Genomic DNA, 13,099 nt, shown 5'->3' with positions numbered 1-13,099 from the left:
GATATGGCTGAGGTCCTCGTCCTCGTCGACCACGTCGACGGACAGGTCAAGAAGGTCACCACCGAGCTGCTGACCGCCGCCCGCCGCATCGGCGAGCCCGCGGCCGTGTGGGTCGGTGACGGCGCCGAGTCGGGCAAGGCCGTCCTGGCCGAGTACGGCGCCGAGAAGGTCTACGTGGCTTCGGCCGAGCTGAACGACCACGTCGTGGCTCCCAAGGCCGAGCTGCTCGCCAAACTCGCCCAGGACAAGGGCGCCGCCGCCGTCCTGGTCTCGGCCACCGCCGAGAACAAGGAGATCGCTGGCCGCGCCGCGGTCAAGCTGGGCTCGGGCGTGCTCACCGACGTCGTGGACGTCAACGCCGAGGTCGTCGCCGAGCACAGCATCTTCGGCGGCACCACCGTCACCCACGCCCGCGTGCGCACCGGCGTGCCGATCGTCGCGGTCCGCCCGAACTCCGTCCCGGCCGAGGCCGCCTCCGGCGCCGCCGCCGAGGAGCAGGTGTCGGTGGAGGTCTCCGACGCGGCCAGGAAGGCCAAGGTCGTCGAGCGCGTCCACGAGGAGCAGGGCGAGCGCCCCGAGCTCACCGAGGCCGCCATCGTGGTCTCCGGCGGTCGCGGTGTGGGCTCCGAGGACTTCTCGGTCGTGGAGAGCCTGGCCGACTCGCTGGGTGCGGCCGTGGGCGCCTCCCGCGCCGCCGTCGACTCCGGCTGGTACCCGAACCAGTTCCAGGTCGGCCAGACCGGTAAGACGGTCAGCCCGAACCTGTACGTGGCCCTGGGCATCTCCGGCGCGATCCAGCACCGCGCGGGCATGCAGACCGCCAAGAACATCGTGGCGATCAACAAGGACCCCGAGGCCCCGATCTTCGAGCTGGCCGACTTCGGCGTCGTGGGCGACCTGCACGCGGTCACCCCGCAGCTGACCGAGGAGATCAACAAGCGCAAGTAGTACCGCGCTTCGACGCGCGAACGCCCGGCCGGGGACCTCCCCGGCCGGGCGTTCGCGCCGTTCGGGAGGCCGTTTCCGGACCAGCCGCCCGGGTAGGCGGGCGGCACGGCGGCGAACGGGGGGCCATGGCGACGGAGACCGCGGGGGTGCGCGCGGGACGGCGCGTGGTGGAGGTGCGCAGGCCCGGCAAACCGCTGTTCGGAGAGGGCGGGGCGACCAAGGAGGACCTGGCGCGGTACCACGCCCGGATCGCCCCCCTGATGCTGCCGCACGTGCGCGACCGGCCGGTGGCCCTGGCGCGCTTCCCCGACGGGATCGACGCGCAGGGGTTCTTCGTCAAGCACCCGTCGGTCCCGGACTGGGTGCGGACCGCGGACACCAGCGGCGGCCGGATGATGCTGTGCCAGGACGCGGCCGCGCTGGTCTGGTGCGCCGACCAAGCGGCGATCACCCTGCACGCCTGGCAGTCCCGGCAGCCGAACCTGGGCCTGCCCGACCGGATGGTGATCGACCTCGACCCCGCGGGGGACGGCCCCGAGGCCTTCGCCGCCTGCCGCGCCGCCGCGCGGGACGTGCGGGAGGTGCTCGACGGCCTGGGCCTGGCCGCCTACGTGATGACCAGCGGTTCCCGGGGCCTGCACGTGCGCTCGCCGCTGCGGCCCGAAGCCGACGACCAGGAGGTCCGCGTGCTGGCGGAGGCGGTCGCGGGCCGGGTGGCGGCCCGGCGGCCGGACGAGCTGACCACCGAGGTGCGCAAGGCCGCGCGCGGGGACCGGCTGTTCGTGGACTACCTGCGCAACGGCCGCGAACAGCTCGCGGTGGTGCCGTACTCGGTGCGGGCCAGGCCGGGTGCGCCGATCGCGGCGCCCCTGGCCTGGGAGGACCTGGAGAAGGTGGAGACTGCCCGGGACTTCACGATCGGCCTGGAGCGCGAGGAGTGCCCGTTCGCGGGGATGGGCAGGCACGCCCGCTCCCCGCACAGGGCCCTGGAGCGCCTGGGCTGAGGCCCGCCCGGAGCGTCAGGTCTCCGGGGTGCCCTCAGGCCAGACGCAGGGGGACGAGGCGGAGAGCGCCAGACTGCCGTCTCCCGCTACCTGCACGGTCATCCCGAAAGCGTCCTCCGCGTGTTCGACGGACAGGAACATGTCTTCGGGTCGCAGATCCTCGAACACCTGGTAACCGTTGGAACTCCAGTGTTCGTGGAGCAGTTCGAAGGTGGCGTCGTTGTCCTCGACGGGCAGACCCCGCACCCAGAACGTCTCGCTGACGGTGACCCGGTCCCTGGACCCGCCGTCTGTTGGGTCGTCGCAGGCGGCGACGATGGTTCCGCGCCGTTCCTCCAGTTCCGCCTCCTCCGGGAGAGCGGTCATCGTGTTGTCGATGTGCTCCCGGACCTTCTCAGCGGCCTCGTCCTCGGTCATAGTCGCCTCCGTTCCCGATTCCCCGGACTCGCCGGGGCCACAGCCGCTCGCCACCAAGGCGAGGGCGATGGCGCACGTCCACGGTCTGAATCTGCTCACGTGCCGCTTCCTATCCCTTATTCCGCCTGCCCCGCGATGACCCTTCCCATGTGGAGCAAGGATTTCGTCCTGGGGTCGAAGTACTCCGAGTGAGCGGGGCCGAGCGGCCAGGAGCCTCCCACACTGCCGGGGTTGGACTCGAACACGTTCGCTCCGAATTCCGGATCGGTCGGGTCCATGCCGTGCGTGAGGCCCGTCAGGTTGGTGATGCCGTCATTCTCCGCCGTTGAGACGTGCACGTTCTCTGCGGGAAGATTCAGGTCGGTCACGTGGTCGGCGTTGGTTCCGGGGCTGCCCACGAGTATCACTTCGTCCGTGTCGAGCCCGGCGTCGCTCTGCGCGGTGTGCCCGACCACCGTGGAACCGTAACTGTGGCCTATGACGGTGTTGTGGGACGGTAGCCCCTGGTGGGTGGAGCGCAGTCCGTCCTGGAAACCGCTCAGCTCGCTGACCGCGTCCTCCGCCCGTCCTTCGAAGGCCGCCTCGGGAACGTTGGGCGCGTCGTACCCGATCCAGCTGATCACGGAGTGGCTGCCGTTCGGGTCCGCGTTCGACGCGGACTCCAGGAGATTGTCCCCTCGGCCGACCTGGTCGTTGATGCTCTCCCAGGTCGTCGTGGTGCCCGGCACCAGGGTCGCCACGTTGTCGGCGGTGTCGGGGTTGCCGTTGGCCACGATCGCCCGTCCGTCGCCCTCGGTGTTCAGAGCCAGCAGGTACCTGTCTGCGTTTTCGTCCTCCAGGCTCTCCCGCAGCTCCTTCAGCTCCTGGAGCTGGTTGTCGAGCGTGTCGTCGTTCGCCATGGCCAACGCGATCGCGTCGGACCCGTTGCTGCCCCGGGCGGCCGCCGCCCCGATCTCCTCGTCCCGTTCGGCGATCTCCTCCTCGAACCGCTCGATCTCGTCGTCGAGATGGTCGCGGTTCAGTTGGTCGCGCACGGCCGCCGGGATGCCGTCGAGCTCTCGCAGCAGCTCGGGATGGTCCCGCACGGCCTGCTCCTGCTCCTCCTCGGTCATCGAGGTCCACCACAGGTTGACGACGGACGGGTGCTCGTCACCGCTCAGCTCCTCCGGGACCATGCCGGGGACCGCGTCACCGAAGTAGGTCAGCTGGCTGCCGGTGAGCAGGGACGACTCGATCAGGCGTTCCAGGGACTCCTGGCTCGGGCCGCTGCGCAGGTCCTTCTCGGTCTGCTCGGCCTGCTCCATCAGGGTTTCCCAGTGTCCGGAGTGCTCGGAGAGCAGTTCCCCGCGCAGGGTTTCCAGCTGGGTGGCCTTCAACCCCTCACGGGTTCCCTCGCCGAGGATGGAACCGCTCCCCTCGGAGGCTCCGACGGCCGCTTCGGCGTCGGCCTTCTCCTCCTCCCAGCGGGTCTCCAGCTTGGCGCGCTCGGCACGGTAGGTCTCGATGTCGAGCCCCCACTGGCGCAGGACCGCCGCCCCGTAGGTCAGGGAGGCGGCTGCCTCCTGCCAGGAGGACAGTTCCCGGGAGGAGCTGGAGACGATGTTCCAGGCGACGAGGTCGGTGAACTCTCCGGCGGAGGACCGGAACTGGCTGTGGGCGCCCTCGGACTGGCCGAGCATGTTCTGGCGAACGGTGTCGAGCTGGTCGGCGCCCGACTCGATGGCGCCGACGTCGGCGTCGATGTCCTCGGGCAGACCGAGGGACATGGAGGAGAGGTCGCTCACGGCAGGGGTCTCCGCTGTTGGTGGGGGCGGGGGGACGGGGCTCAGAAGTTGATCCGGATGTCGAGGGAGTCCAGGCCCTCCTGGTACTCCTCGGCGTTCTCGTGGTCGGCGTCGGTGATGGCCAGGTCAGCGCCCTGCACGTTCTGCGCCAGGTTGATGCCGTTCTGGGCGACCCTTCGGATGTGCTCCATGGTGTCGAGGTCGTAGTCGTCCAGGCCGCCCGTCACGTGCTCGGACACGGCTCCCGTCAGGACTTCGACGGCGGCCTCGAAGTCGGTGCCGAGGAAGACCATCGCCTCGGCCAGGGCTTCGGCCTCCTGGGCCTCGGACATGGCGTCGACGGGGTTGACGCCGGTCGAACCGGACACGGGAACTCCAGAGGGTGAGAGAGGGGTATCGGAGAGGAAGGTTACAACAGGTGCGTAAGAGCCTCCTGGAGGGGACGGCCGCCCTTCGCGGTGCCTCCTGTGCGTTCCTGCCTGCGATAACAGCGCTGAAATGAACGAGAGGCCATTCGGGCTCGTTTTTGTCCGCATGTGGTCAGGCCGCGCCGCGGGGCGGGGCCCGCGCCGTGCGCGGACGACGGCCCCGGATGGTGTGGCCCGCGGGTTTCGGGGGAAGGAATCCCAGCTCCGGACACCGACAGTCGACCGCGGGGGAGTCCCATGGAGGGCATCGGGGCCCAGATCGGCCTCGTGCTGGTCCTGGTCGTGGTGAACGCCGTGTTCGCGGGCAGCGAGATCGCCCTGATCACGCTGCGGGAGGGGCAGATCAGGCGGCTGGAGGAGCGAGGCCCGGGCGGGCGCGCGGTGGCCCGGCTGGCCCGCGACCCCAACCGGTTCCTGGCCACCATCCAGATCGGCATCACCCTCGCGGGCTTCCTCGCCTCCGCCACCGCCGCCGTCTCCCTGGCCCGCCCGCTGGTCGAGCCGCTGGGCTTCCTCGGCTCCTACGCGGCCCCGGTGTCGGTCGTGCTTGTCACCGTCGTGCTCACCTTCGTCACCCTGGTCCTGGGCGAACTCGCCCCCAAGCGCATCGCCATGCAGCGCGCCGAGCCCTGGGCGCTGCTCGTGGCCCGCCCGCTCAACGCGCTGGCCCTGCTCTCGCGCCCCGCGATCTGGCTGCTCAGCGCCTCCACCGACCTGGTCGTCCGGCTCGGCGGGGTCGATCCGCGGGGCGCCAGGGAGGAGGCCACCGAGGAGGAGCTGCGCGACATGATCGCTGCCCAGGGCCAGATGACCCCCGAGCAGCGCACCATCCTCTCCGGGGCCTTCGACATCACCGGGCGGACGCTGCGCCAGGTCCTGGTGCCGCGCCCCGACGTGGACACCGTCCCGGCCGACCTGCCCGCGCGCGAGGCGGCCCTGCTCCTGGCCGAGCGCGGCCACTCGCGCGCTCCGGTGGTCGGCCGGGACGACGTGGACGACGTCGTCGGCGTGGTGCACTGGTCCGACCTCCTGCGGGGCGAGGGCACGGCCCGGGAACTGGCCCGCCAACCGCTGCTGCTGCCCGATTCGCTGACGGTCTCCGCCGCGCTGCACCGGCTCACCGTCGAACGTCAGCAACTGGCCGTCGTGATCGGCGAGAGCGGCGAGGTGAGCGGCATCGTCAGCCTGGAGGACCTGCTGGAGGAGGTCGTCGGCGAGATCTACGACGAGACCGACACCGACGAGCGCGCCCCCGCCCGGCTGGACGGCGGCGCCCTGCGCCTGCCCGGCGCCTACCCCGTCCACGAGCTGGAGGACCTCGGCGTCGTCCTCACCGACCGGCCCCGGGGCAGTTACGTGACCGTCGCCGGGATGGTCCTGGTCCTGCTCGGCCACATACCCGAGGAGCCCGGGGAGAGCGTGGACCTGGGCGGCTGGACGGCCACGGTCACCGAGGCCGACGGCCGCGTCGTCAGCGAACTCCTGCTCACCCCCGCCCGCTGAGGACGCCGGGCGACAAGGGCGGTCGCGGAGTCGCTGAACAGTTGGCCAAGAGGCGGCAAGTCCCGTTGCCGGGGCCCCGGGCAGGGGTGACCGTGGCACCAGTGACGCCGAAGCAGGGGAGGGCCGATGCACGCGGACCGCAGGCCGGACGCCTACACGGGACTGGACCGGATGCCCATCGGGGACCAGTGGCGGCACGGGTCGTCCGGGAGCGTCGTCCAGGACGTGGACCCCTACGACGACACGGTCCTGACCGAGATCCGGCTGGCAGACGAGGGCGACGTGGACCTGGCCTACCGCGAGGCGCAGCGGGTGTGGCCGGGTTGGGCGGCGACCCCCGCCGCCGAGCGCGCCGAGGTCTTCGTGAGGGCACTGCGCGTACTGGACGCGCGCCGCGAGGAGATCGTCGACTGGCTGGTCCACGAGGCCGGGGCGATCCGCGAGCGCGCCGAGTTCGAGTGGGGGCTGGTGCGCAGCGGCGTGGTCGAGGTGACCTCCTACCCCACGCGGGTCCAGGGCCGGATCCTGCCCGGCGTCACCCCGGGCAAGGAGAACCGCGTCTACCGCGAACCCCTCGGCGTGGTCACGGTGATCAGCCCGTGGAACTTCCCGTTCCAGCTCTCCCACCGCTCCGTCGCGCCCGCCGTCGCCCTCGGCAACACCGTGGTCCTCAAACCCGCCGAGAACACCCCGGTCACGGGCGGACTGCTGCTCGCCCGGATCTACGAGGAGGCCGGGCTGCCGCCCGGGGTGCTCAACGTGGTCGTCGGCAGGGGCGGCGAGATCGGCGACGCCCTGGCCACCCACGAGCTCTCCCGGATGATCTCGTTCACCGGCTCCACCGAGGTCGGCCGCCACATCGCCCGGCAGACCCCGCTCAAGAGGCGTGCGCTCGAACTCGGCGGCAACGGGCCGCTGGTGGTGCTGGAGGACGCCGACCTCGACCTGGCCGCGGACGCCGCCGTGTTCGGCTCCTACTACCACCAGGGCCAGATCTGCATGGCCACGAACAGGGTCGTGGCCGACGCCGCCGTCCACGACGAGCTGGTCGAGCGCATGCTCGTGCGCGCCCGGGCGCTGCGGTTCGGAGACCCCGCCGACCCCGCCACCCAGATCGGCCCCGTCATCGACGACGAGCAGTGCGCGGGCGTGCGGGACGTGGTGGAGCGCTCCGTCGAGGAGGGCGCACGGCTCCTTCTGTCCGGCGAACCGACCGGCCCGGCGGGCAGGGTACTGCCGCCCCACCTGCTGCTGGCAGACAACGGCATGCCGAGCGCGGCCGAGGAGGTGTTCGGCCCGGTGGCCACCGTCATCCGCGCCGAGGGGGAGGAGGACGCGCTGCGCATCGCCAACGACACCGAGTACGGGCTGTCCAGCGCGGTGCACACCCGTGACGCCGAGCGGGGGGTGCGCTTCGCCCGCCGCCTGGGGGCGGGCATGACGCACGTCAACGACTCCACGCTCAACGACGAGGCCAACACCGCCTTCGGCGGCGAGGGCCACTCCGGTCTCGGCCGGTTCGGCGGAGAGTGGGCGATGGAGGAGTTCACCGTCGACCACTGGGTCAGCCTCCAGCACACGCGCCGCAGGATGCCGTTCGGCCCGGAGTGAGCGGGCCCGGACGGCCCGCCCCCTCCACCGTGACCCCTCACCCGTGGCGGGTCCCGATCGCCCGGCCCCGCCGCGAGCGGGAGGCCGTCGCTGTTCGGAGCCTCGCGCGCCCCGCCGACGACACCCGGGGCCAGGCGGTCAGCGCCTGCGCAGGACCAGCAGCAGATTCCAGGTGACGACCTCGCGCAGCAGCGGCACCCGCACGATCGGCCTGGCCCATCCGGGCAGGTAACGGGGGCGCACGTCCACCACGTCCACGTCGGTGCGCCCGCGCGTCCAGCGCAGCATCTCCCCGGCGTGCGCGGCGTACATGGTGCGGCCGAAGTCGTTCTTGGGCCGCCGGCCGTGGCGCCTCGCGAACCGCTCCGCCGCGTACGCCCCGCCCAGGTAGTGCCACGGCGAGGTCTCGTGTCCGCCCCACGGGGACAGCCACAGCGTGTACGACAGGTACACCAGCCCTCCCGGCCGGGTCACCCGCACCATCTCGTCGGCCATCCGGGTCCGGTCCGGCACGTGCTCCAGCACGTTGGAGGAGAAGCACACGTCCACCGAACCGCTGCGCAGCGGCAGGTCCAGGGCGCTGCCCTGGACGCCGTACGCGTCGGCGTCGCGCCCGTGCAGCGTCATCTCGTGGGCGTCGGCGTCCACGCACAGGCAGCGGGCCCCCGCCGACCTCAGCTCGTCGGCGAAGTAGCCCGGGCCGCCGCCCACGTCCACCACGAGCCTGCCCTCCAGGGGCGTGTAGGAGCGCAGCTGCGCGACGGTGTCGCGGGCGAGCGTGCCGTAGAAGAACGCCGGGTCGGTCTGCTCCCCGCGGAAGGCGGCGAACAGCCGCACCGACCGGCCCAGGGTGGCGCGGAAGGGGACGGTGCCCCCGCCCGCGGCGTTCGTGCTCACGTGCCCGCCTCCAGCACCACGAAGTGGCGCAGGTGGCGCCAGTGGTCGCCGCCCCAGTACTCGTCGGAGGCGGCGATCCGGCCGTTCGGGACCAGCTCGGCGATCCGCTCGGTGCGCAGGGTGTGCATCCGCATCGGCGCCGGGTAGCGCAGCAGCACCCGCTGGGCGAGCGCCACCAGCGGCCACGGCGCGTACCGGAACACCAGCCCCTTGAAGGTGCGCCGCTCGGCCTCGGGCACGCCCAGCACCATGGCGCCGCCGGGGCGCAGCACCCGCGCGAACTCGCGCACGTAGCCCTCGGCCAGGGCGGGCGGCAGGTGCTGGAGGACCAGGTCGGTGTAGACCAGGTCGAAGGAGTCGTCCCCGAACGCCGACAGGTCCGGACGCTCGTTCAGCATGAACTCGATCCGCCCCCCGGAGCGGTCCAGGCGGCGGGCCTCCTCCAGCATCGGCGCGGAGATGTCCACCCCCACGACCTCGGTGAAGTGCGCGGCCAGGGCGTTGGACAGCCGTCCAGCGCCGCATCCGAAGTCCAGCACCCGGCCCCCCTCGGGGCGGATGCCCAGCTCCTCCAGGCGGGCGACGGACGGGGCGATGTCTGCCCGTCCGGAGGCGAGGAACTCGTCGTCGTCCCAGCCGCCGCCCCTCTTGCCGGGGTCCACGCACACCGCCCACAGGGGTTCTGCCGAACCCAGCCGAGTCCAGTCGCGGCGGACCTGTTCGAGCCCCACCCGCATCACCTCCACGGTGCTCGCGACCCCGCCGGAACACGGCACCTGAATCTTGTTCCTGTTTCGGTTGCCGAGGCCGGGGTGGCCTGCGGCAAGGGTCGAGGGAAAAAGTGGAACGTGTTGTATTCTGGCACCCCTTCTCCGGATCGGCCAACTACGGCGGGAGAGATGCCGATGCCGCCTGTTCCCCCCACCGCGCGCGGGCACGACGGTCCGGGCGCCGAAGCCGCGCGGCCCGGCCCGGTCGGGGCACCCAGGGTACGCCGCCCCCTACGGGAACCCGGCGGGAAGGGCCCCGGCCCGGGCGGGACGCTCCGCGCCGCGTGGGCCGCGGCTCGCCGCCTGACCCGCGACCGGTTGGTTCTGGTGGGGCTGCTGGTGGTTCTGGGGGCCGTGGGACTACGGGCCCACGTGCTGGGCGAGTCCTACTTCGTGGAGGACGACTACCTCTTCTTCGCCAACGCCCACGCCAGTGACCTGGGGCCGGACTACCTGCTCACCCTGCACAAGGGTCACCTGATGCCCGGGGCGCTGTTCCTGGTCTACCTCCAGACCGCCCTGTGGCCCTACGAGTGGTGGGTCAGCGCGGGCACCATGCTCGCCCTCCAAGCCGCCGCGCTGGTGGGGTTCCTGCGCCTGGTGTGGGAGCTGTTCGGCCGCCGATGGGCGCTGCTGGTCCCGCTGACCGTGTACGCCCTGGCCCCGCTGACCGTTCCCGTGCTGGGCTGGTGGTCGGCGGCGCTCAACGCGGTCCCCCTCCAGTTGGCCCTGGTGCTCGCCCTGCTGTGGACCGTGCGCTACCTGCGCACGGACGACCACCGGCTGGCCTGGCGGGTCGGCGGCGCCGTCGTGTTCGGCATGCTGTTCACGGTCAAGGCGATGTTCCTGCCGCCGGTGCTGTTCGCCGTGGCCGTCGCCCACCTCTACCCCGGCGGGCTCGTCGCCGGGGCCCGGCGGGCGTGGGCCCTGCACCGGCCGTTCTGGGCGGCGATGGGCGCGCTGTTCACCGCCTACGCGGCGTTCTACCTGGTGCGGATGCGCGCGGCCGGTGGCGGGGAGGGCGCGGGCGTGCCCCAGAGCGAGCCGGCCCTGACGATGCTGCGCGGGTTGCTCACCGAGGTGTTCCCGGTCGGCGCCCTGGGCGGACCCCTGGAGTGGGGCCCGGTCACGCCGACCGGAGGCCTGGTCGACGTGCCGGGTGCGACCGTGCTGGCGGCCTGGGCGGTCTTCGCCGTGATCGTGCTGTTCAGCCTGCGGATGCGGCGCGGGGCGTGGCGGTCCTGGGCGCTGCTGCTGGCCTACCTGGTGGTCGCGGACGTCGTTCCGACGATCATCGCGCGCGGCCGGTTCCAGGACGTGGCCGCCGCCGACCCCCGGTACGTGGCGGACGCCGCGCTGGTGTTCGCCCTGTGCCTGGCCCTGGCCTACCTGCCCACCAGGGAGGAGCGGGCGCGCGCCCTGGTCGGCGGGGCCTCGTCGGCCCCGGCGGAAGGGGAGCCCTACCGCGTGCGGCCCCGGCGCGCCGCCGGGGTCGCGGCCGCGCTGGCGACGGCGGTGTACGCGGTGGCCGCGGGCTACTCCACCCAAGCCTACGCCCAGACCCTGAGCGGCGACCGCCTCCAGTGGTACCTGGACACGGTCCGCTCGGCGCTGGCGGACGTCCCGGAGGAGGGCGGCCTGTACGCGCGTCCGGTTCCCGAGGACGTGGTCCTGGAGTGGAACGGCCAGCGCCGCCTGAGTTCGTGGGTGCTGCCGCCGCTGGCGTCGGACGACGTGGCCGAGCGGATGGCCGTGCCGGAGGAGGCCGCCACCGCGTACGTGTTCAACGACGCCGGGTTCCTGGTCCCGGCGCGGCCCTCCGACGACAGCGACATGTTCGCCCCCGGGCCCGCGGACGAGTGCCTGGAGCCCTGGGAGGGGCTGGTGTCCTGGCCGGTGGAGGCGCACGGCGGCGTCGCCCAGGTCGTCACGCTCGGCTACACGGCCGAGGAGGACGTCGGCGTGGTGGTGGCGCTGGGCGACGACTGGATCGAGGTCGAGCTGCCCGCCGCCGAGGAGAACGGCACGTGGTACGTGCCCGCGGGCGCCCCCGGCGAGCGGCTGTCGGTGTTCGTGCCCGAGGATCCGCGGGACCGGGGCGGGCTGTGCCTGAACTGGGTGTCGGTGGGCGGCATGGCGCCGACGGTGGAGGCCAACCCGTGGGCGCCCGAGGAGGACGGGCGCGCGGAGGGCTAGTGGGCTGGCCGGAAGTGTTGCGGATGTGATGCATGGGCCTGGCCTGGGATGATCTTGTACTTATAGCCGATGTCGGCGGCTTGCTACAAGTACAAGATCACGGCAGGTGGGCCGGGCTCCGCCGTCCGCGGGAGAGGCGGTGGGACCAGCGGCGGCTGGGCTCCTCCACCCACCGGTGGCTCGCGGCGGCCAGCAGCACGGTCCCGATCGTCACCGGGACCGCGTCCAGCCAGAACGACCCGGTGAAGATCTCCTGGCCGGTGAAGTCGCGCCACAGGTAGAGCACCATGAACTGCCACAGGAACACGCCGTAGGAGATCCGCCCCAGGAACTGGCACACCCGGTGCCGCAGCAGTGAGTCCAGCCACCGGCCCCCGCGCCAGGCCCGCGCCTCCCGCAGCGGCAGGGGAGGCCCCGCCGGGCGCGGCGCCAGCGCGCACGGGGCGATCAGGAAGAACGCGAACCCGATCCCGGCCAGCGAGTCCACGGCCGAGGTCCAGATGTCGCCGGAGCCGATGAAGCGTCCGCCGGATGCGTCGGTGGCCTTCAGGGCGAAGAACCCGCCCGCGACCAGCCAGCACACCCCGGGGGAGGAACCCAGGGTCCGGCACAGACGGCGCACCGGGCCGTCGGCGCCGGGTTCGCGCCAGGCCCACTCCGAGAGCACGGCCAGCGCCATACCGGCGGCGAACAGGCCCGCGGTCCTGGGCAGCCAGGCGTGCATGTACTCGCGGGGCTCGGGATAGAACTGCGGGACCAGCGCGGCCAGGCCCAGCAGCGCCACGACCCCCAGCCCCGCGAGCAGCCGTCGGCCCCGCGCGTCCGCGCTCCGGCCGCCGCGCGCCCACAGGGCCAGGACCAGCCCGAACAGCGGGAGCAGCAGGTAGAAGCTGACCTCCACCGACAGGCTCCACATCTGGCCGAGGCCGTAGGGGCCGGTGCCCACCCACGGCGGGTCGGTGTTGAAGGGGAAGGTGAGGGTCAGGACCTCCCACCAGTACCGGAGCGAGCCGAGTTCGTCCCGAGAGTAGACGAGCAGCGCCGTCACGGCCACCAGCCAGTAGGCGGGCAGGACCCGCACGGCGCGGCGCCACAGGTAGGGGCGGGCGCGCGGCCCGCGCACCCCGTCCAGGGCCGCGCGGGCCCAGGGCCGGTACAGCAGAACGCCCGAGAGCGCGAAGAACAGCGGCACGGCCACGTCGAAGGCGGACAGCAGGCCGCCCAGCACCCCCGGCGCCAGGGAGTCGCCGGTCTCGGTGGCCACGTGGAACACCAGGACCATCAGGGCGGCCAGGGCGCGGACGCCGTCGAGGGCCTCGTGGCGGCCGTCGACCTGCGGCAGCAGCAGCGAGGGTTCGGGGCTGCGCGCGCTGGCGGAGCGGGCACCGGCGGCGGGGTCCCCGGGCGCGGAGGAGGAGGTGGGCGCCATGGGCCTTCCAGGACGGGGAAAGGGCGGAACGTGTAGCACTAGAACGCGTTATAAAAATTTCGACACGCCCTGGTGACGTCGTTCGCTACTGGGCAGTACTCTACCCGGAACT

Annotated in this window: 11 protein-coding genes; 5 read left to right on the top strand and 6 right to left on the bottom strand. The window is 72.6% G+C overall.

All coding sequences use genetic code 11. The annotated features are described in order from the left end of the window. Positions 1-3 precede the first annotated feature (3 nt). Positions 4-948 (top strand): electron transfer flavoprotein subunit alpha/FixB family protein, encoded by a 945-nt coding sequence (locus KGD83_RS24545; RefSeq protein WP_212641371.1) that lies wholly within the window; start codon positions 4-6, stop codon positions 946-948. Positions 949-1,073: 125 nt separating this feature from the next. Beyond that, positions 1,074-1,952, top strand: a complete 879-nt coding sequence (ligD, locus tag KGD83_RS24540; protein ID WP_212641370.1) for a non-homologous end-joining DNA ligase — start codon at positions 1,074-1,076, stop codon at positions 1,950-1,952. A gap of 15 nt (positions 1,953-1,967) precedes the next feature. Here the strand turns inward: ligD and KGD83_RS24535 are convergent, their stop codons facing one another. Genes KGD83_RS24535 through KGD83_RS24525 form a run of 3 tightly spaced genes read right to left on the bottom strand, consistent with a single transcriptional unit; the run spans position 1,968 to position 4,521 of the window. Then, positions 1,968-2,468, bottom strand: a complete 501-nt coding sequence (locus KGD83_RS24535) for a hypothetical protein (protein WP_249352018.1) — start codon at positions 2,466-2,468, stop codon at positions 1,968-1,970. 17 nt (positions 2,469-2,485) lie between these two features. Further along, on the bottom strand, positions 2,486-4,153 hold the full coding sequence (locus tag KGD83_RS24530; protein ID WP_212641369.1) for an alpha/beta hydrolase: 1,668 nt from the start codon (positions 4,151-4,153) through the stop codon (positions 2,486-2,488). A gap of 41 nt (positions 4,154-4,194) precedes the next feature. Beyond that, positions 4,195-4,521, bottom strand: a complete 327-nt coding sequence (locus KGD83_RS24525) for a hypothetical protein (RefSeq protein ID WP_212641368.1) — start codon at positions 4,519-4,521, stop codon at positions 4,195-4,197. Positions 4,522-4,818: 297 nt separating this feature from the next. Here KGD83_RS24525 and KGD83_RS24520 point away from each other — a divergent pair, with 297 nt between their 5' ends. Both KGD83_RS24520 and KGD83_RS24515 read left to right on the top strand, forming a co-directional pair. Next, a complete protein-coding gene (locus KGD83_RS24520; RefSeq protein WP_212641367.1) occupies positions 4,819-6,084 on the top strand; it encodes a hemolysin family protein in 1,266 nt (421 codons plus the stop codon). A gap of 126 nt (positions 6,085-6,210) precedes the next feature. Beyond that, positions 6,211-7,695 carry an aldehyde dehydrogenase family protein gene (locus KGD83_RS24515; RefSeq protein ID WP_212641366.1) on the top strand — a complete coding sequence of 495 codons (1,485 nt, stop codon included), beginning with the start codon at positions 6,211-6,213 and terminating at the stop codon, positions 7,693-7,695. A gap of 138 nt (positions 7,696-7,833) precedes the next feature. Here KGD83_RS24515 and KGD83_RS24510 read toward each other — a convergent pair whose 3' ends face one another. Further along, the gene (locus KGD83_RS24510) at positions 7,834-8,592 is read right to left on the bottom strand and encodes a class I SAM-dependent methyltransferase (RefSeq protein ID WP_212641365.1); all 759 of its coding nucleotides are present in this window, start codon (positions 8,590-8,592) and stop codon (positions 7,834-7,836) included. Beyond that, on the bottom strand, positions 8,589-9,368 hold the full coding sequence (locus KGD83_RS24505; protein WP_338036937.1) for a class I SAM-dependent methyltransferase: 780 nt from the start codon (positions 9,366-9,368) through the stop codon (positions 8,589-8,591). The genes KGD83_RS24510 and KGD83_RS24505 overlap by 4 nt, the downstream gene beginning before the upstream one ends. A gap of 129 nt (positions 9,369-9,497) precedes the next feature. On the opposite strand from KGD83_RS24505, the gene KGD83_RS24500 reads away from it, so the two are divergent. Further along, on the top strand, positions 9,498-11,558 hold the full coding sequence (locus KGD83_RS24500; protein WP_212641364.1) for a hypothetical protein: 2,061 nt from the start codon (positions 9,498-9,500) through the stop codon (positions 11,556-11,558). Positions 11,559-11,655: 97 nt separating this feature from the next. Here KGD83_RS24500 and KGD83_RS24495 read toward each other — a convergent pair whose 3' ends face one another. Next, positions 11,656-12,987 carry an acyltransferase family protein gene (locus KGD83_RS24495; protein WP_212641363.1) on the bottom strand — a complete coding sequence of 444 codons (1,332 nt, stop codon included), beginning with the start codon at positions 12,985-12,987 and terminating at the stop codon, positions 11,656-11,658. Positions 12,988-13,099 lie beyond the last annotated feature (112 nt).

The organism is Nocardiopsis akebiae (assembly GCF_018316795.1).
GTDB lineage: Bacteria > Actinomycetota > Actinomycetes > Streptosporangiales > Streptosporangiaceae > Nocardiopsis > Nocardiopsis dassonvillei.
This window is presented reverse-complemented; position numbering and strand designations above follow the sequence as displayed.